Origin of the sequence: Aurantimonas sp. HBX-1 (genome assembly GCF_021391535.1) — a bacterium.
GTDB lineage: Bacteria > Pseudomonadota > Alphaproteobacteria > Rhizobiales > Rhizobiaceae > Aurantimonas.
In genome coordinates, this window is sequence record NZ_CP090066.1 from 1884332 (window position 1) to 1903689 (window position 19358).

The 19358-nt window shown below is 67.6% G+C and carries 16 protein-coding genes; 5 read left to right on the forward strand and 11 right to left on the reverse strand.

The genetic code is table 11. From position 1 onward, the window contains the following. The first annotated feature begins 208 nt into the window (after nucleotides 1-208). Together parE and LXB15_RS08935 are read left to right on the forward strand one after the other, a co-directional pair. On the forward strand, nucleotides 209-2233 hold the full coding sequence (gene parE / locus LXB15_RS08930; RefSeq protein ID WP_233952631.1) for a DNA topoisomerase IV subunit B: 2025 nt from the start codon (nucleotides 209-211) through the stop codon (nucleotides 2231-2233). A gap of 46 nt (nucleotides 2234-2279) precedes the next feature. Further along, on the forward strand, nucleotides 2280-2849 hold the full coding sequence (locus LXB15_RS08935; RefSeq protein WP_233952633.1) for a hypothetical protein: 570 nt from the start codon (nucleotides 2280-2282) through the stop codon (nucleotides 2847-2849). Here the strand turns inward: LXB15_RS08935 and LXB15_RS08940 are convergent. Further along, nucleotides 2822-3595 (reverse strand): alpha/beta fold hydrolase, encoded by a 774-nt coding sequence (locus LXB15_RS08940; RefSeq protein WP_233952634.1) that lies wholly within the window; start codon nucleotides 3593-3595, stop codon nucleotides 2822-2824. The genes LXB15_RS08935 and LXB15_RS08940 overlap by 28 nt on opposite strands. Before the next feature lie 106 nt (nucleotides 3596-3701). Here LXB15_RS08940 and LXB15_RS08945 point away from each other — a divergent pair, with 106 nt between their 5' ends. Beyond that, nucleotides 3702-5246 (forward strand): DEAD/DEAH box helicase, encoded by a 1545-nt coding sequence (locus LXB15_RS08945; protein WP_233952636.1) that lies wholly within the window; start codon nucleotides 3702-3704, stop codon nucleotides 5244-5246. A 90-nt stretch (nucleotides 5247-5336) separates the two neighbouring features. Here LXB15_RS08945 and hflX read toward each other — a convergent pair whose 3' ends face one another. The 8 genes from hflX to dusB form a co-directional block, all read right to left on the reverse strand. Continuing rightward, a complete protein-coding gene (hflX, locus tag LXB15_RS08950) occupies nucleotides 5337-6725 on the reverse strand; it encodes a GTPase HflX (protein WP_370640192.1) in 1389 nt (462 codons plus the stop codon). Further along, nucleotides 6726-6974 carry an RNA chaperone Hfq gene (hfq, locus tag LXB15_RS08955; RefSeq protein WP_163044993.1) on the reverse strand — a complete coding sequence of 83 codons (249 nt, stop codon included), beginning with the start codon at nucleotides 6972-6974 and terminating at the stop codon, nucleotides 6726-6728. 198 nt (nucleotides 6975-7172) lie between these two features. Next, on the reverse strand, nucleotides 7173-8549 hold the full coding sequence (trkA, locus tag LXB15_RS08960; RefSeq protein ID WP_233952638.1) for a Trk system potassium transporter TrkA: 1377 nt from the start codon (nucleotides 8547-8549) through the stop codon (nucleotides 7173-7175). Nucleotides 8550-8688: 139 nt separating this feature from the next. After that, nucleotides 8689-10053: a sigma-54 dependent transcriptional regulator gene (locus LXB15_RS08965; RefSeq protein ID WP_233952640.1), complete on the reverse strand. Its 1365-nt coding sequence runs from the start codon at nucleotides 10051-10053 to the stop codon at nucleotides 8689-8691. Beyond that, nucleotides 10025-12292, reverse strand: coding sequence for a PAS domain-containing sensor histidine kinase (locus tag LXB15_RS08970; protein ID WP_233952642.1), 2268 nt, complete (start codon nucleotides 12290-12292; stop codon nucleotides 10025-10027). Before LXB15_RS08970 ends, LXB15_RS08965 begins: the two co-directional genes overlap by 29 nt. Before the next feature lie 77 nt (nucleotides 12293-12369). Next, nucleotides 12370-13812, reverse strand: coding sequence for a nitrogen regulation protein NR(I) (gene ntrC / locus LXB15_RS08975; protein WP_233952644.1), 1443 nt, complete (start codon nucleotides 13810-13812; stop codon nucleotides 12370-12372). A gap of 10 nt (nucleotides 13813-13822) precedes the next feature. Beyond that, nucleotides 13823-14965 carry a nitrogen regulation protein NR(II) gene (locus LXB15_RS08980; protein WP_233952645.1) on the reverse strand — a complete coding sequence of 381 codons (1143 nt, stop codon included), beginning with the start codon at nucleotides 14963-14965 and terminating at the stop codon, nucleotides 13823-13825. 3 nt (nucleotides 14966-14968) lie between these two features. Then, the gene (gene dusB, locus LXB15_RS08985; RefSeq protein ID WP_233952646.1) at nucleotides 14969-16009 is read right to left on the reverse strand and encodes a tRNA dihydrouridine synthase DusB; all 1041 of its coding nucleotides are present in this window, start codon (nucleotides 16007-16009) and stop codon (nucleotides 14969-14971) included. Nucleotides 16010-16137: 128 nt separating this feature from the next. Here dusB and LXB15_RS08990 point away from each other — a divergent pair, with 128 nt between their 5' ends. Both LXB15_RS08990 and LXB15_RS08995 read left to right on the forward strand, forming a co-directional pair. Beyond that, the gene (locus LXB15_RS08990; RefSeq protein ID WP_233953106.1) at nucleotides 16138-17364 is read left to right on the forward strand and encodes a bifunctional 2-C-methyl-D-erythritol 4-phosphate cytidylyltransferase/2-C-methyl-D-erythritol 2,4-cyclodiphosphate synthase; all 1227 of its coding nucleotides are present in this window, start codon (nucleotides 16138-16140) and stop codon (nucleotides 17362-17364) included. Next, nucleotides 17361-17855: a CinA family protein gene (locus tag LXB15_RS08995; RefSeq protein ID WP_255696814.1), complete on the forward strand. Its 495-nt coding sequence runs from the start codon at nucleotides 17361-17363 to the stop codon at nucleotides 17853-17855. The genes LXB15_RS08990 and LXB15_RS08995 overlap by 4 nt, the downstream gene beginning before the upstream one ends. Here the strand turns inward: LXB15_RS08995 and LXB15_RS09000 are convergent. Together LXB15_RS09000 and lipA are read right to left on the reverse strand one after the other, a co-directional pair. Further along, nucleotides 17852-18328 (reverse strand): type II toxin-antitoxin system RatA family toxin, encoded by a 477-nt coding sequence (locus LXB15_RS09000; RefSeq protein WP_233952647.1) that lies wholly within the window; start codon nucleotides 18326-18328, stop codon nucleotides 17852-17854. The genes LXB15_RS08995 and LXB15_RS09000 overlap by 4 nt on opposite strands. A 25-nt stretch (nucleotides 18329-18353) precedes the next feature. Further along, nucleotides 18354-19328 (reverse strand): lipoyl synthase, encoded by a 975-nt coding sequence (lipA, locus tag LXB15_RS09005; protein ID WP_233953108.1) that lies wholly within the window; start codon nucleotides 19326-19328, stop codon nucleotides 18354-18356. Nucleotides 19329-19358 lie beyond the last annotated feature (30 nt).

The window sequence follows — 19358 nt, forward strand, 5'->3', positions numbered from 1 at the left end:
GCCCGGACGCGTCGCCCGGCGTTCCGCACGCCGGTGGCAGGGGGTGCCGGAGTTGCCCGGAAACCCGTGGATAAGGTTGCGGAAACGCCGGTCTTGCCGGGCCGGCCGATGTGCCCGGGGTTGAAGAACATTTCGTGAAAGTATAGGCAGGTCCCATGTTCGATTGGCGCCCGATCTCCCCGTTTTCCTGCCCCGACGCGACGGCGCGATGAGCGACGACCTGTTCTCCGGCAATGCCGCGCGCCAGCCGGCGCTCCCCAAGGCTGCGAGCCGAGCCCGCCCCGCACCCGCCGCGGCGCCGCCTCAGGCCGACTACACGGCAGCCGATATCGAGGTTCTGGAGGGGCTCGAGCCGGTCCGCCGCCGCCCCGGCATGTATGTCGGCGGCACCGACGAGAAGGCGCTGCACCACCTCTTCGCCGAGGTCATCGACAATGCGATGGACGAGGCGACCGCCGGCCACGCCAATTTCATCGAGGTCGCGCTGGAGGCGGACGGCACGCTTTCCGTCGCCGACAACGGCCGCGGCATCCCGATCGACCCGCATCCGAAATACAAGAACAAGTCGGCGCTCGAGGTCATCATGACCACGCTGCATGCCGGCGGGAAGTTCGACTCCAAGGTCTACGAGACTTCCGGCGGCCTGCACGGCGTCGGCGTCTCCGTCGTCAATGCGCTCTCGGAACATCTCGAGGTCGAGGTCGCCCGGAATAGGCGCCTCTACCGGCAGACCTATGCACGCGGTGTGGCCACCGGCCCGCTCGAGGAAGTGGGCGAGGTCCATAACCGGCGCGGCACCAAGGTGCGCTTCCGGCCGGACCCGCAGATCTTCGGCGCCGGCGCGCGCTTCCGGCCCGAGCGCCTCTACGCCATGGCGCGTTCCAAGGCCTATCTGTTCGGCGGCGTCGAAATCCGCTGGTCCTGTGACCTGGAACTGCTGACGCCGAACGGCGAGATCCCGCCGCGCGACACCTTCCATTTTCCCGGCGGCTTGAAGGATTACCTCGACACGACGCTCGGCAAGGATCGGGTGACGTCGCAGATCTTCGCCGGCCGCACCGAAAAGCAGACCGGCCACGGAGCGGTTGAATGGGCGGTCAGCTGGACGCCCGACGACGGCTTCGTCCGTTCCTACTGCAACACGATCCCGACCGGCGAAGGCGGCACTCATGAGGCCGGCCTGCGTTCGGTGCTGCTGCGCGGGCTCAAGGCCTTCGCCGAAGTCTCCGGCAACAAGCGCGCCGCGGTGATCACCGGCGACGACGTGATGCTGACCGCCGCCGCGATGCTCTCGGTGTTCATTCGCGAGCCGGAGTTCGTCGGCCAGACCAAGGACCGACTGGCGACGGCCGAGGCGCAGCGCATCGTCGAGCAGTCGATGCGCGACTCCTTCGATATCTGGCTCGCCTCCTCGCCGCAGGACGCCGCGCGGCTGATCGACTGGGTGGTCGAGCGCGCCGACGAACGGCTGCGCCGCCGCCAGGAAAAGGAAGTCAGCCGCAAGACCGCGACGCGCAAGCTGCGCCTGCCCGGCAAGCTCGCCGACTGCTCGCAGACCGGCGCGGCCGGGGCGGAACTGTTCATCGTCGAAGGCGACTCGGCCGGCGGCTCGGCCAAGCAGGCGCGCGACCGCAAGGTGCAGGCGATCCTGCCGCTGCGCGGCAAGATCCTCAACGTCGCCAGTGCGGGACGCGACAAGCTCGGCGCCAACCAGCAGCTGGCCGATCTCGTCCAGGCGCTCGGCTGCGGCACGCGGTCGAAATATCGCAGCGAAGATCTGCGCTACGAGCGCGTGATCATCATGACCGACGCCGACGTGGACGGGGCGCACATCGCCTCGCTGCTGATCACCTTCTTCTACCAGGAGATCCCGGAGCTGGTCCGCAACGGCCACCTCTTCCTCGCCGTGCCGCCGCTCTACAAGCTGACGCAGGGCGGCAAGACGGTCTATGCGCGGGACGAGCGGGACCGCGAGCGGATCGTCGAGAAGGAGTTCAAGGGCCGCGGCAAGGTCGAGGTCTCGCGCTTCAAGGGCCTGGGCGAGATGCTGCCGTCGCAGCTCAAGGAGACCACCATGGACCCGCGCCGGCGCACGCTGCTGCAGGTCGTGGTCGACGAGACGCCGGAAGCCGGAACCGCCGGCGCCGTCGAGGCGCTGATGGGCAACAAGCCCGACGCGCGGTTCCGCTTCATCCAGGACCGCGCGGCCTTCGTCGAGGATCTGGACATCTGACGGCGCGCGGCCGAAAGCTGCGCGCATCGCCATCGGAGAATTGACCGTGACACGGATCTTGCCAGCCGCCGCAATGCTCGGCACCGCGCTGCTCATCGCCCTGCCCGCCTCGGGCCAGGAAAGCGGCCCGGCGATAGCGCCGGGCGCCGAGACGGCCAAACCGGCAGCAACGGTGGCGCCTGCGCCAGCGGAATCGACCGCACCAGCGTCGACCCCCGCCGCGACCGATCCCGCCGTGACCGCGGCGATCGACAGCCTGTCGCCGTTGGTCGAGGACGTCCAGGTGGTCGGCCCCTGGTCCGAGGGTGAGCGGCAGGGCGTCTGGCGCACGATCATGGTGCAGTCGCCCGCCGACGAGACCGGCTACCACTTCTTCGTCCAGCAGCTCGAAGGCGCGGGGACGGACCATACCGTCCGCGCCTCGACCGAGATCACCGAGATCAACCAGATCGACGGCGCGATCGTCGGCTACCGGGCGGACGAGCCGAGCCCCGGCGCGCCGAGCGGCCTGACGCTGTTCTTCGACATCCTGCCGACGGACGGCGAGATCGCCGAAACCTACGAACTGCATTTCGCGCCCGACACGCCCTACATGTTCGGGCCGGCCTCCAACTGAGCCGCCAAGGGCCGCGACCCGGCCAGCAGCGCGGCAAGCGCCTGCGTGACGAGATCCGGGGCTTCCATCGAGAGAAGGTGCCCGCCGGCCTCGACGGTCGTGAGCCGCGCCTTCGGGATGGCTGCCGCCATCTCGTGCGAGCAATCGGGCGGAATGATCTCGTCCGCCGTGCCGACAAGAACGTGCGTCGGCATCGCCAGGCCTGAGAGCGCTTGGCGCTGGTCCGGGCGGCCGATGATCGCCGCCTGCTGGCGCGCGAAGGTCTCGATGCCGATCACGCCCGCCATGGCGGCCACGCGATCGCGCTGCCCCTCGTCTTGGCGGGCCTGCGGTCCCAACAGGCGGGACGACAGCGCCTCTGCCACCGCGGCAATGCCCTTGTCACGCCCGAGCGCCACGAGACGGTGCCGCACCGCCGTCTGCTCCGCCGTGTCGGGCCGCGCACTGGTCGCCACCACCGCCAGACCGGCGACACGTTCCGGCGCTCGCCGCGCGACCTCCAGCGCCACATAGCCGCCCATGGACAGGCCGCACAGCACGAAGCGCGGCGGCGCGCCGGCGAGCAGTCGCTCCGCCATCGCTGCGATGCTGTCGTCGCTCACCGTGTCCGCGACCATGAGGGCTTCCGGCGGGAACGCCGCGATCTGGTCGCGGAACAGGTCCGCCGTGCACAGCAGACCCGGAATCAGCACGATCGACGACGTATTCACCATTTCTACCCTGTAATTCCGCTGTTTGCGCGCCATATGGGAGCTTGTGGTTGACTCGGAAAAGCTATCGCCCTACTGCCCCGCAGTAATGGGCCTTCGAAGTCGTAGACCGTAACCCCATTATCCAAAGAGAACCTGACGCTTGAAACCATTTTCCGAACTCGGCCTCAGTGCCAAGGTTCTGGCCGCCGTCGAGGCTGCCGGATACAGCGAACCGACGCCGATCCAGGAACAGGCCATCCCGCACGCGCTGGAGCGCCGGGATATTCTGGGAATCGCGCAGACGGGAACCGGCAAGACGGCATCCTTCGTCCTGCCGATGCTGACGCTGCTCGAAAAGGGCCGCGCCCGGGCCCGCATGCCCCGCACCCTGATCATCGAACCGACGCGCGAGCTTGCCGCGCAGGTCGAGGAATCCTTCGTCCGCTACGGCCGCGACCAGAAGATCAACATTGCCCTCCTCATCGGGGGCATGTCCTTCGGTGACCAGGACAAGAAGATCGACCGCGGCGTCGACGTGCTGATCGCCACGCCCGGCCGCCTGCTCGACCATTTCGAGCGCGGCAAACTGCTGATGAACGCCGTTGAGATCCTCGTCATCGACGAGGCCGACCGGATGCTCGACATGGGCTTCATCCCGGACATCGAGCGGATCTGCAAGCTGCTGCCAGTGACACGCCAGACGCTGTTCTTCTCGGCCACGATGCCGCCGGAGATCACGCGGCTCACCGAGCAGTTCCTGCAGAACCCCGTCCGCGTCGAGGTTGCCAAGCCGGCATCGGCCGCCCTGACGGTGACGCAGCGGCTGGTCGCCTGCCAGAAGGTCGAGTCGGAGAAGCGCGAGGCGCTGCGCCGCGTGATCCGCGAAGAGACCGACCTGACCAACGCGATCATTTTCTGCAACCGCAAGCGCGACGTCGCAACGCTCTTCCGTTCGCTGGAGCGCCACGGCTTCTCCGCCGGCGCGCTGCATGGCGACATGGACCAGCGCTCGCGGACCGCGATGCTGCAGAGCTTCCGCGACAACAAGATTCAGCTGCTCGTCGCATCGGACGTCGCGGCCCGCGGCCTCGACATTCCTGCCGTCAGCCACGTCTTCAATTTCGACGTGCCGATCCATGCCGAAGACTATGTCCACCGCATCGGCCGAACCGGTCGCGCCGGCCGCTCGGGCAAGGCCTTCACGCTCGCCACCAAGGCGGACAAGAAGTATCTCGACGCGATCGAAAAGCTGATCGGCACCGAGATCGAATGGCAGGGCGCGCCTGCCGCGGCGCTGCCCGAAGAGCCGGCCGACGCTGCGCCGAGCCCGCGTCGCAGTTCGCGGCGCACCGATGCGTCGGGCGCCGGCCGCACCCGCGTGCGCAAGGAACGTCCGGCACGCACGCCCGAGGCGAGCGACGAGACGGCCGCGCCAGCCGTCGAGGCCGAAGCCCAGCCTGTCGTGGAGCCAGTGTCTGTCGTCAACGACGAGCCGGAAGTCCGTGCCGCCCGCCCGCCGCGCCGTGCGCGCAGCGAGAGTGCGCCGCGTCCGGCCCCCGTCGAGCGGACGACCGCCCCGACACCGCGCCCGGCCCCCATCGACCAGGGCCGCAGCCGCGGCGGCGACAACGATGGCGGCAAGGCGCCGATCGGCTTTGGCGACGACATTCCGGCCTTCATGCTGATCGGCACCGGCGCAATCTAGGAGCCGCTGGTTCCAACGCATTGATTTCGTACAAAAAAGCCGGCCCCGGGGCCGGCTTTTTGCTGTCGGTCGGTTGCCCCGCGCCGCTGATCAGCGGATGGCGACGTCCGGCATCTGCTGGGTCATCCGGCGCAGTTCCGTCCGGCCCTGCGTGGTGATCTCGACGGTCAGCGAGACGGCACCATCCTCGCGGTCCTCGCGCCGGCTCACCGTGGCGTTCTGATAGAGCCAGGGCAGCATGCCCATGCCGTCGGGGCCGACGTCGAGGGTCACCTCGCACAGCGTTCCGGCGATCCGCCGCTCGATATCGTCGAGAAGCGGCCCGATGCCGGTATTGGCAACGGCCGAGACGATTTGGGCCGCCCGCGGGTCGGGCAGGCCCTCGCGTACCGCTTCGATGTGGCTGAGCGACGCCTCGTCCAGGAGATCCGCCTTGTTCCAGATCTCGATCACATGCTCGCTGTCGTCGACATCGATCTCGAGGTCGCGCAGGATCTTCCGCACGTCCTCCGCCTGGGCGAGCGTGTCCGGATCCGCCATGTCGCGCACGTGCAGGACGAGGTCGGCCTCGATCACCTCCTCGAGCGTCGCGCGGAAGGCGGCGACGAGGTGTGTCGGGAGGTCGGACACGAAGCCCACCGTGTCGGAGAAGCGCACCTCGGTGCCATGCGGCAGCGTGGTGCGCCGCACGGTCGGATCGAGGGTGGCGAACAGCAGGTCCTGGACGAGCACGTCGGCGCCGGTCAGCCGGTTGAACAGCGTCGACTTGCCGGCATTGGTGTAGCCGACCAGCGCCACCACCGGGTGCGGCGCCTTCTTGCGCTTGGCCCGGTGCAGCTGACGGGTACGACGGACCGCCTCGAGATCCTTCTCGAGGCGCTTGATGCGCTCCTGCAGCTGGCGCCGGTCCGACTCGATCTGGGTCTCGCCGGGGCCGCCGAGGAAGCCGGCGCCGCCGCGCTGGCGCTCCAGATGGGTCCAGCTGCGCACGAGCCGGCCGCGCTGATAGTTGAGATGGGCGAGCTCGACCTGCAGCGTTCCTTCCTTGGTGCGGGCGCGCTGCCCGAAGATCTCGAGGATCAGCCCGGTGCGGTCCAGCACCTTGGCGTCGAGCTCGCGCTCGAGGTTGCGCTGCTGCACCGGGGTCAGCGGATGATCGAAGATGACGAGGCCGATCTCCTCCGCCGCCACCACCCCTTTGATCTCCTCCAGCTTGCCGGCGCCGATCAGCGTCGCAGGCCGCGGACGCGGCCCGGAGACGACGCCGCTGGCCTTGATGTCCAGGCCGATCGCGGCCGCCAGTCCCAGCGCCTCGGCAAGCCGGGCCTCGTCGCTGCGGCGCACGAGCTCGGCACCCGGCGCAATGCCGTCTTCCTTTGCCGTGAACTGCTTGAACACCGGCACGAACACGGCGGCGCGCGTCGCGACGCTCTCGTGCTCGATCGGGCCCTTGGGATGGTTTTCGCGGGGTTCGGTCAATCAGTCGGTCCTGTCGTCGTCCCCGCCGTCGTGCATATGGACCGGCTGGGAGGGCATGATGGTGGAAATGGCGTGCTTGTAGACCAGCTGGGAATGGCCATCGCGGCGCAGCAGGACGCAGAAATTGTCGAAGGAGGTCACCACGCCGGTCAGTTTGACGCCGTTGACCAGGAAGATGGTCAGCGAGATCTTCTGCTTGCGCACGGTGTTGAGGAAGAGGTCCTGGAGGTTTTGCGTCCGTTCCGGCATCGTTGGTTCCTTGTTCTGTTCTTATTGGCGATGCGATGCCGGCTGGCCCGGCTTGCTGCATCGCGCATGGTCCATCACCCGTCCTGCGGCAGCGCCGCCTGACGAGATTGCGTCCTGGTCATCCCGAGGAATAGAGCCCCTCGGATCTTTTCCCAAGATGATCCGGCGACAAGCGTGAAAAAAACCGTTCCCCGGCTCTTAGAAGAACTCCAGACTGACGCGGAACAGCTGTTCGACATGGCGGACGGCGCTCGCTGCCGCGAAGATTACCACCCTGTCCTTCGCCTTGATCTTTGTCTGTCCGTTGGGCCGGACATATTCGCCGTTGCGGTAGATCGCCCCGATCCGCAGGTTCTCCGGCAGATCCAGTTCGCGCAGCGGCTTGCCGACCAGCGGCGAGGTTTCCAGCGCTTCGGCCTCGATCACCTCGGCAAGGCCGTTCTGGATCGAATGGACGGCGCGGATACGGCCACGCCGCACATGCTGCAGTACCCGCGATATGGTGACGGAGCGCGGGTTTATGAAGGCGTCGATGCCCAGCGTCCGCGTGAAGCCCTGGTAGTCGGCGTTGTTCAGGAGCGTGAGATTGCCGCGGCAGCCAAGGCGCTTTGCCATGACGCTGGCGAGGATGTTGACCTTGTCGTCGTTGGTCAGCGCGACGAGCAGGTCGCTCTCGGAAATGTCGGCCTCGTCGAGGATGACCTGATCGAGGCCGCTGCCGTGAAGCACGATCGTCCGTTTCAGCTCGTCGGAGATCGTCACGGCGCGGTCGTGGTTCGCCTCGATCACCCGGATCCGGGCGCCGAGATTGCGCTTCTCCATCTGCCTGGCGACGTAAAGACCGATATTGCCGCCGCCGACGATGACGATCCGCGCCGCCTCCGGCTCCTCGTGCCCGAACAGGCCGAGGGTCCGGCGCACCTGGGTGCGCTCGGCGACGACGTAGGCGACATCGCCCGGCACCATCTGGTCACCCGAACTCGGCACGAACAGCCCGTCGCCGCGCCAGATCCCGACCACCGTGGCGTTGAGGTCGGGGAACAGCTCGGTCAGCTGCTCGAGCGGGGTGTTGACCACAGGGCAGTCCTCGCGGCACTCGATCGCCACCATGGCGATGGCGTCGTCCGAGAAGCGCACGGCGTCCATGGCACCCGGCAGCGCGATCCGCCGCAGCACCATCTCACCGACCTCCAGCTCCGGCGAGATGATCACGTCGATGGGCATGTTGTCCGTCGAGAACAGATCCTGCCAGTGCGGGCGCAGATAGCTCTGCGCCCGGATGCGCGCGATCTTGGTCGGCACGTTGAACAGCGAATGGGCGACCTGGCAGGCCACCATGTTGACCTCGTCGTGCAGCGTCACGGCGATGATCATGTCGGCCTGCTCGGCACCGGCCTCGGCCAGGACGTCCGGCTGGGCGCCATGGCCGACGAAGCCGCGGGCGTCGAGATTGTCCCGGATGGCCTGCACCAGCGACGGCGAGGTGTCGATCACCGAGACGTCGTTGCGCTCCGACGCGAGACGTTCGGCGATGCCGTAGCCGACCTGGCCAGCCCCGCAGATGACGACTTTCATGCTCTGCAATCCTCAGCCGACACGCCGGCGCACGCCGTTCCATATCGGCTTCCCGACGCCGGTGCAAAGCGGACGGCACACGCGGGCCGCAGCACCGGCATCGGGCGCTGCGGCGTCGCGGTCGCGGCGCGCCGCCGCCTCAGATGCCGAGCGATTTCAGCTTCCGATGCAGGGCCGAGCGCTCCATGCCGACGAATTCGGCGGTCCGCGAGATGTTGCCGCCGAACCGGTTGATCTGCGCGACGAGATACTCCTTCTCGAAGACCTCGCGCGCGTCGCGCAGCGGCAGCGCCAGGATCTGGCCGTTCGACTGGCTCGGCGTGCGCGGCAGCATGTCGCCGACCTCGCTCGGCAGCATGTCGGCGGAGATCGGCGTGTCGCCGTCGCCTTCCCGCGACAGGATCATCAGGCGTTCGACGTTGTTGCGCAGCTGCCGGACATTGCCGGGCCAGTCGCTCGACTGCAGCACCGCCATTGCCTCGGGGCCGATCGTCCGCGGCTTGATGCCGGTCTGTTCGCTGATCTGCGTCATGAACGCATCGATCAGCATCGGAATGTCCTGACGGCGATCCGCCAGCGGCGGCACAGCGATCGGCACCACCGCCAGCCGATGGAAGAGATCCTCGCGGAAGCTGCCGTCGGCGATCATCGATTCGAGATTCTGCGCCGTCGAGGAGATGATCCGGACGTCCACCTTGACCCGCTTTGAGCCCCCGACCCGTTCGAAGGTCTGGTCGGTGAGCACGCGCAGGATCTTGTTCTGGGTCTCGCGCGGCATGTCGCCGATCTCGTCGAGATACAGCACGCCGCGATGCGCCTCCTCGAGCGCGCCGACCTTGCGTTCCACGCCCGGCGGCGTCTCCGTGCCGAACAGCTCCACTTCCATGCGGTCCGGTGTGATGGCCGCGGCGTTGAGGGCGACGAAGGGCCCGTCAGAACGGCTCGATCCGGCATGGATCGCCCGCGCGACCATCTCCTTGCCGGATCCGGACGGTCCGAGAATCATCACGCGGCTGTTCGTCGGTGCGACGCGCTCGATCAGCGTGCGCAGCTGGTTCATCGGGTGCGACTTGCCGATCAGCTCGGTGAAGTCTGACGAGCGGCGCCGCAGCTCGGAAACTTCGCGCTTCAGCTTCGACGTCTCCAGCGCCCGCTCGGCGATGAGGATCAGCCGATCGGCCTTGAAGGGCTTTTCGATATAGTCGTAGGCGCCCCGCCGGATGGCCGAGACGGCGGTCTCGATGTTGCCGTGCCCGGATATCATCACCACCGGGACCTCCGGATGCTGCGCCTTTATGGCGTCGAGCAGGTCCAGCCCGTCCAGCCGGCTGCCGCGCAGCCAGATATCCAGAAACACCAGCCGCGGCAGACGCTCGGCGATGGACTGCAGCGCGGCGTCGGAATCGCCTGCCGTCCGGGTCTCGTGACCTTCGTCCTCGAGAATGCCCGCCACCAGCTCACGGATGTCGGCTTCGTCATCGACGATCAGGATGTCCGATGCCATCGGTTTCACCAGTCCTTTCTACGGTATCGTCCCCTTGCCGCCCTGCCTTCTGCGAAGGCGGGACGGCGGGTAGCGTGATGCGGACCATGGCGCCGTGCGGCTGGTCGGGGGCGTCGTCCAGCGCGATGGTGCCGCCATGGTCTTCGATAATCTTGCGCACGATCGCCAGGCCGAGGCCCGTGCCCTTCTCGCGCGTCGTCATGTAGGGCTCGAGGAGCCGATCTCGATCCTCGGTCGGAAATCCGCGGCCGTTGTCGATGATGTCGATCCGGTGCCGGTCGGTGCCGGCTTCCGCCCTGATGGTGATCTTGCCGCCGTTCGTTCCGGCCGCCTCGAGCGATTCGACCGCGTTCTTCACGATGTTGCCGAAGGCCTGCGACAGCAGCCGGATATCGTAGGCTCCCAGCATCGGCTCGTTGGGGATCTCGGCGGTGAAGTCGATGCCGTGGTCGCCCATCTCGCGCATGAAGACCGCCTCCCGCAAGGCTTCGCGAAGATCGATCGTCTCCATCCGCGGCTTCGGCATGCGGGCAAAGGTGGAGAACTCATCGACCATGCGGCCGATGTCGGAGACCTGCCGGATGATCGTCTCGATGCAGCGGTCGAAGACCTCGCGGTCGTCCTCGACCCGCTTGCCGTAGCGGCGGCGGATGCGCTCCGCCGACAGCTGGATCGGGGTCAGCGGGTTCTTGATCTCGTGGGCGATGCGGCGCGCCACGTCCGCCCAGGCGGAGGTGCGCTGCGCATCGACCAGATCGGTGATGTCGTCGATGGTGACGACGCTCGACTGCGCCCCCTCTGCCTCTTCCGAGGAGGTGATCCGCACGGCCAGCGCCCGCTCGCGCTGGCGGATGCGCAGCTTGACCTCCTCCTGGTACTCCTGGCGATGCGAGGTCGTGGCGGCGCGGTGGATGCGGCCGATCTCCGGGAACACGTCCGTCAGCCGGCGCCCGACGATGCGCTGCGATTCGACGGCGAGGATGCGCTGCGCCGAGGGGTTGAGCATCGACACGGTGCCGTCGCGCTCGACGCCGATGACGCCGACCGTCACGCCCGACAAGACCGCCTCGATGAACCGCCGCCGTTCGTCGATGACGTCCTTGGCGTGAACCAGCTCCGAGCGCTGGCTGCGCAGCTGCAGGATCATATTGTTGAAGGTGTTGGAGAGCGAGCCGACATCCCCGTCCGAGGCCCGCACCGGCACCGAGACGGCGAGATTGCCCTCGCTCACCTCGTCCGCCGCGCCCATCAGCAGGCGGATGGGGCGTACCAGCCGGTCGGCGACGCCGATGCCGGTCCAGATCGCCGACAGCAGCACGATCAGCATGATTCCGAGATAGAGAATCGCGAACGCCACCTGCAGGCCGAAGCGGTTCGACTGCAGGCTGGAATATTCCGCCGACCGCTCCTCCATCAGCCGCAGGGCGGCGATCACCTCCGGATCGACGGCGCGGACGGTATAAAGATAGGCGTCGGAGATCTGCCGCAGCTGGATGATCGCCCCGACGAGATTGGTGACGCCGGGCGGGATGAACACCAGGTTGCCGTCCGCGGCCTGGGCCAGCGCGTCCGCCGGCGGCACCGGCAGCGGTCGATCGACCTCGACCTGGGCGGCGAGGAACGGCGTGCCGTCGGGCCGCAGCAATTGCGCGCCGAGCAGCGAACGCCCCCTCGCCTGCTCCGTCATCAGCTGCTGGAAGCCGGTGCGGTCGAGGTCGTAGAGCCGGCGCTGCTGGTCGAGGTCGTAGGCCATCGACAGCGTCGAGCCCTGCAGGTTGCGGGCGTTCTCGTTGACATAGGCGCGGGCGACGCTGATCGAGGATTCGACGATGGTGCGCGTGCGGATCTCGAACCAGCGGTCGAGGCCGAGATCCAGCGTGATGCCCGCGACGATGGCGACCAGCAGGGCCGGCAGTGCGGCGACGATCGAGAACAGCAGGACGATGCGCACATGCAGCCGGGATGCCGCCTTGCCCTGGCGCCGCGCCCGGACCATGCGCAGTACTTCGCGGCCGATCAGCACGCAGAGCAGCAGCACGAACACGCTGTTGACGATCGTCGCGATGGTGACGATCGTGTCGCTCGGCTCGATCGGGGTGAGCCCCATCAGGACGACGAACGAGATCGCGCCGGTCACCAGCGCGCCGACCACCGCCAGCAGGCCAGGCACCAGCATGAAACGCCGCCGCTCAAGCAGGAACGGCACTTCGTTGTCGGACTGGATCGGTTGCGACGTCATGATCCGCTGCGTTTGTGGGGCCCGTTGCCACACAGCAACAGAATGTGTCCAAACTGCAACGAGCGCCGAGATTTCCGTTATCTTATCGAGCGGATCACGGAAATGTCGAGGTCGCGGATCTTCTTGCGCAGGGTGTTGCGGTTGACGCCGAGCAGGTCCGCCGCCTTGACCTGATTGCCGCGTGTGGCGGCCAAGGCCGCTGCGATCAGCGGATACTCCACCTCGCGCAGGATGCGACCGTGCAGGCCGGGGGGCGGCAGATCGTCCCCGAAGGACGAGAAGTAGTCGGCGAGGTAGCGTTCCACCGAGGCGTTCAGTTCGATCGGCTTGCCGCCTTCGGCCTCGATGCCGGGCGAGCGCGTGCTGTCGTTGTGGAGTTCGTGCTCGACCAGTTCGGCCGAGATCTCGTCCTGCGGATAGAGGGCGGACAGGCGGCGGATCAGGTTCTCAAGCTCGCGGACATTGCCGGGCCACGGGTAGCGTCGCATGACGTCGAGCGCGCCCTGGCTGAGGGTCTTGCGCGGCAGACCCTCCTTCTCCACCTGGGCGAAGAAATGCTGCGCGAGGTCCGACAGATCCTCGATCCGCTCGCGCAGCGGCGGCAGCCGCAGCGGCACGACGTTGAGCCGGTAGAACAGGTCCTCGCGAAACAGGCCGCGGCTGATCAGCTGGCGCAGGTCCTTGTTGGTCGCGGCGACGATGCGCACGTCGGTGGTGATCGGCGTGCGCCCGCCCACCACGGTGTATTCGCCCTGCTGCAGCACGCGCAGCAGCCGCGTCTGGGCCTCCATCGGCATGTCGCCGATCTCGTCCAGAAACAGCGTGCCGCCTTCCGCCTGCTCGAACCGGCCGCTGGTGCGGGTCTGGGCGCCGGTGAAGGCACCCTTCTCGTGGCCGAAGAGCTCCGACTCGATCAGGTCGCGCGGGATGGCTGCCATGTTGATGGCGACGAAAGGTCCCTTGCGGCGGCGTCCGTAGTCGTGGAGCGCGCGGGCAACCAGTTCCTTACCGGTGCCGGACTCGCCGCTGATCGTCACCGTCAGGTCGGTCTGCATCATCCGTGCGAGCGCCCGGTAGATGTCCTGCATGGCGGGCGAACGCCCGACCAGCGGCATCGATTCCTGCATCTCGTCGGGAGCGGCGCGCTTGCCGCCCTTCGGCTCCGACAGCGCCCGTCGGACGATCGACACCAATTCGGTCAGGTCGAAGGGCTTGGGAATGTAGTCGTAGGCCCCCTTCTCCGAGGCCTTGATCGCCGTCATGAAGGTGTTCTGGGCGCTCATCACCACGACCGGCAGGTCGGGCCGTGAGTTCTTGATCTTCGGCAGCGTGTCGAAGGCGTTGCCGTCGGGCATCAGCACGTCGGTGATGACCAGGTCGCCGTCCCCGGCCGAGATCCAGCGCCAGAGCGTGGCGATGTTGGAGGTCACGCGGACCTCGAAGCCGGCGCGCATCAGCGCCTGAGAGACTACCGTCCGGATCGCGGAATCGTCGTCGGCGACGAGGATCTGCATGGTCATGTTGTCTTTCTCAGCCTTCGCTTCCGAAGTTGTACTGGGGCTCGGCCTCGCTGGCCTCCTCCCGCCAGGCCGGCATCAGAATGCGGAACACGGTGTGTCCCGGTTGCGAATCGCATTCGATGACCCCGCCGTGATCGCCGACGATCTTGGCCACCAGCGCGAGGCCGAGGCCCGAGCCGCTGGGCTTGGTGGTGACGAAGGGATCGAAAATGTATTCCCGGATGTCGTCGGGGACGCCGTCGCCATTGTCCTCGACGCAAAACTCCAGCGGCAGCGTCACCCGGTCCTTGGTGCCCGGCACAGAGAGGCGGACGCCGGGGCGGAACGCCGTCATCAGCTTGATCTCGCCGTCCTCGCGGCCATGCACCGCTTCGGCGGCGTTCTTCAGGAGGTTGAGGAAAACCTGCACCAGCTGGTCGCGATTGGCGAAGACCGCGGGCAGCGAGGGGTCGTAAAGCTCGCTGATCCTGGCGCCCCGGGCAAAGCCGTTCTTGCCGAGCGTCTTCACGTGCTCGAGCACCGAATGGATGTTCACCGCCGACCGTTCGATCGGGCGCTGGTCGGAGAACACTTCCATGCGATCGACGAGCTTGACGATGCGGTCGCTTTCTTCCTGGATCAGCCGCGTCAGGCCGCGATCCTCGTCGCTCGCATTGGTCGCCAGGAGCTGCGCCGCGCCCTTGATGCCCGACAGCGGATTGCGGATCTCGTGCGCCAGCATCGCCGCCAGCCCGGTCACGCTGCGCGCCGCCGAGCGGTGGGTGAGCTGGCGATCCATCTTGTCGGCGATCGAGCGCAGCTGGACCATGACCACCACCAGGTCGGGATTGTCCGGCAGCGGCGACACGTAGAGATCGACCATCCGCTCGCTTCCGAGACGCGGCGAGGAAACGTCGACGCGGTATTCGCTGATGCGCGAGTTCTCGGTGCGCACCTGTTCGATCAGCGCAAACAGCGGGCTGTCGGCGGGCACGAAGTCCTGCAGGCGCCGCTTGGCGAGATACGCCATGCCGGCGGAAAAGAACTGCTCGGCATCCGAATTGGCGAAGTGGAAGCGACCGTCGCGGTCGACCACCACCACCGGGTGCGGCAGGGCATTGAGGATCTTCATCTGCGCGGCGGTCGCCGACATCACTTCGTAGACATTGTTCATGGCTCAGGCCGCCCGCCGCAGCGGCCGGAGCCGGAAGGCTGGCTCCACCGCGGCGATGTCCGTTGCGCCGAGGATCTGGCGCAGCCGCAGGCGGATCGCGGCGGTATCGGCGCCGCCGAGGATCGCGGCGCGGTCGGTCGCGGCAACGGACCCTGCCGCTGCCGCGAAATGGTCGAGGTACCAGCCGAGGTGCTTGCGGGCGCGGCGCAGTCCGGCGCCGGTTCCATAGTGGCTCAGCATCGCGTCGTAGTGCTCCTCGACCAGGTCGGCGAGGCACAAAGCCGTCAGTTCGGCTTCGCCGATGGCGCCGGCGAGAAGCCCCGGCAACCACGGGCGGCCCTGGCTGCCGCGGCCGACCATCACCGCGTCGGCACGGCTGGCCGCCAACATCGGCGTAAGGTCTTCGGGACAGGTCAGATCGCCATTGGCGATGACCGGAATGTCGACGGCGTCCCGCACCGCGGCGATGGCATGCCAGTCGGCATGGCCCTCGTAGAATTCCGACCGGGTCCGCCCGTGCACCACGATGGATCGGACGCCGGCCGCTTCGGCCCGCGCCGCCAGCACCGGGGCATTGATCGTTTCCCGATCCCAACCGAGCCGCATCTTCAGCGTGACCGGGACGGCGCCGGCACCGGCCACCGTCGCCTCGACTATGCGCAGCGCCAGCTCCGGCTCCCGCATCAGCGCCGATCCGGACAGGCCACCCACCACCTTCTTCGCGGGGCAGCCCATGTTGATGTCGATGATGTCGGCGCCTGCGTCCGAGAGCTGTTCGGCGGCCTGCCGCATCCACGCGGGATCGCGGCCCGCCAGCTGCACGACATGCAGACCCGGGCCGTCGCGCATCGCCCGCAGCGCGCTCTCCTGGTCGCCTTTGACGAACTCGCCACTCGCAACCATTTCCGATACGACCATGCCGGCGCCGAAGCGCCGTGCCAGCCGTCGGAAGGGCACGTCCGAAATGCCGGAGAGCGGCGCCAGGAGCACACGGTTTCGCAGCCGCGCGTTGCCGATTGTCAGAGGATCGCGCAGATCGGGCATGTTGGGGTTTGCACCGCCTATTCCTTGGGCGCCTACGATAAATGGCGATTCTTGCGTCAGTGGTTTGTACCTTATCGGTGCATGCTCAAAAGACAAGCATGTTGCTCTGCGATAGGGACAACCGAGCTATGTGCGAGGATCCGTCGCAGCAGGGGGAAGTGGCAGTGACATCGAGCGCCGCAGCGATCATCGTGGCCGCCGGACGCGGCGAGCGCGCCGGCCAGTCGGCCGAAGGCCCGAAGCAGTATCGGAACATCGGCGGGATTCCGGTCCTGCGGCGCACGATCGAACAGTTCCTTGCCCATTCCGGCATCGACCGAGTCGCCGTCGTCGTGCATCCGGACGACCGGGCGCTTCTGAGCGCTGCGCTCGGGAATCGGTTGTCGCAGGTCATGGTGGTCGAGGGCGGACCGACGCGGCAATCGTCCGTGCGGCGGGGGCTGGAGGCGCTGGCGTCGGCGCCGGAGCCACAGACCGTGCTGATCCATGACGGCGTCCGCCCGTTCGTCGATGCCGCGCTGATCGACCGGACGCTGGCCGCGGTCGGAGCCACGACGGGCGTCATACCGGCGATCGCGGTCGCCGACACGCTGAAGCGCGGCGCGGCGGACGGGATCATCGAGGCGACGATCGACCGCAGGAGCCTCTTTGCTGCCCAGACGCCGCAGGCATTTCCCTTCGCGGCGATCCGCGCCGCCCATGCCGCGGCGGCCGGGGAAGCTCGGGAATTCACCGACGACGCGTCCATTGCCGAATGGGCCGGCATGTCCGTCAGGCTGGTCGAGGGATCGGCCGACAACGTGAAACTCACCACCGCCCGTGATATCGCCCTCGCCGACGAGCGGCTGAAGGGAACCCACCGTATGATCGATGTCCGGACCGGCAACGGCTACGACGTGCACCGCCTGACGCAGGGCGATCACGTGACGCTGTGCGGCGTCAGCATTCCCCATGACGGCGGGCTCGACGGGCATTCCGATGCCGATGTCGGGCTGCATGCCCTCACCGATGCGCTGCTCGCCACCTGCGGCGCTGGCGACATCGGCGACCACTTTCCGCCGAGCGACCCGCAATGGCGAGGCGCCGCGTCGCACATTTTCGTCGAGAAAGCAGTCGCAATCGTCCGTGGCAAGGGCGGGCGCATCATGAACGCCGATATCTCGCTGATCTGCGAGGCACCGAAGATCGCGCCGCATCGCGAGGCGATGCGGCAGGCGATCGCCGCGATGACGGGACTGGATCTCGATCGCGTCTCGGTGAAGGCGACGACCAACGAGGCGATCGGCTTCGTCGGCCGCCGCGAGGGGATCGCCGCCATCGCCACCGCGAGCGTCGCCTATGGAGAGACGGCGTGAGCGAGGTAACTTCGACGCGACCTCTCGCTGCGGCGATCGTCGAACGCTACGCTGCCGCCGGAGCGACGATCGCCACCGCCGAGTCGTGTACCGGCGGCATGGTCGCCGCGGCGCTCACCGACATCGCCGGCTCGTCCGCGGTGTTCGACCGAGGCTTCGTCACCTATTCCAATGCCGCCAAGGTCGCGATGCTGGGCGTCGCGGAAACAACGCTCGCCGCCCATGGCGCCGTCTCGGAGGAAACCGCGCGGGAGATGGCGGAAGGCGCGCGGCGCAATTCAGGCGTCGACGTCGCGGTCTCGATCACGGGAATTGCGGGTCCGGGCGGAGGCTCGCCGGGCAAGCCGGTCGGCCTGGTGCATTTCGCCTGCACGGGCCCGGAAGGGACGCGCCATCGCGAAGAGCGCTTCGGCGACCGGGACCGCGCCGCGATCCGGCAGGCCAGCACGATCGTCGCGCTCGAGATGCTGCTGGCGGCCCTGCCCGGCTAGGTCGCGGCGACGGCACTCGTAGCAGGATCGCCGTAAATGACGTTAGCTCGCTCCTCGAAAGCCTGCGAGAACCGCCGGAAGGCATAGTCGAACATCGACCCCATCAGCAGTCCCAGCGTCCGGCTCTTGAAGGCGTAGTCGATGAAGAACCGGACGTCGCATCCGCCGTCGGCGGCGGGCAGGAAGTTCCAGCGGTTGTCGAGATAGCGGAACGGGCCGTCGACATAGCTGACGTCGATCTGGTTTTCGTCCGGCTTGAGCAGAACCTGCGAGGTGAAGGTCTCGCGGATCATCTTGTAGGCGACTGTCATGTCCGCCACGAGCAGCTTCCGGCCGTCCTTCTCCCGCTCGGACTGGATGACGAGGCGCTGGCAGAGCGGCAGGAACTCCGGATAGCGCTCGACGTCGGCGACCAGCGCGAACATCTGGGCCGGCGTGTGGCGTACGTGGCGCGTGGTCTCGTGCTGGGGCATGGGCTCTGGACTGTCGGGAGGCGGATCAGGCGGCGGCCTGGCGGGCGAGCCGGGCGGCCTTGAGCCGGTCGAAATCTTCCCCGGCATGGTGCGACGAACGCGTCAGCGGGCTGGCCGCGACGACGAGGAAGCCCTTGCTCAACGCCACCGTCTCGAAGGAGGCGAACTCCTCCGGCGGCACGTAGCGGATGACCGGATGATGCTTCTTGGTCGGCTGCAGGTACTGGCCGATCGTCAGGAAGTCGACGTCGGCCGAGCGCAGGTCGTCCATCAGCTGGAGAACCTCGTTCCGCTCCTCGCCGAGCCCGACCATGATCCCCGACTTGGTGAAGATCGTCGGATCGAGTTCCTTGACCTGCTGCAGCAGCCGGATCGAGTGGAAGTAGCGGGCGCCGGGCCGGACCGTCAGATAGTTCGACGGCACCGTCTCGAGATTGTGGTTGAAGACGTCAGGCCGGGCGGCGACGACGGTCTCGAGCGCGCCGGGCTTGCGCAGGAAGTCGGGCGTCAGGATCTCGACGGTGGTCCCGGGGGCGGCGGCGCGGATGGCGCGAATCGTGCGGACGAAGTGCTCGGCCCCGCCGTCCGGCAGATCGTCGCGATCGACGGAGGTGATGACGACGTGGTTGAGGCCCATCGCCGCGACCGCGCGGCCGACGCTTTCCGGCTCGCTGTGGTCCAGCGCGTGCGGACGTCCGGTCGCGACGTTGCAGAAGGAGCAGGCGCGAGTGCAGATCCCGCCCATGATCATGAAGGTCGCGTGCTTCTTCTCCCAGCAACCGCCGATGTTGGGGCAGCCGGCCTCTTCGCACACGGTGACGAGGTTGTTGGAGCGCGCGATGGCGCGCGTCTCGTGGTAGCCCTGCGAGGTCGGCGCCTTGACGCGGATCCAATCGGGCTTGGGCACCATCGTCGCAGTGTCGGGGCGATGGGCTTTTTCGGGATGCCGCGGCCGGGGCACTTCCCCGGCCGGCTGGCGATTATCGAGCACGGTGACCATGGACGTCATTTAGCCATGGCGTACCGGCGA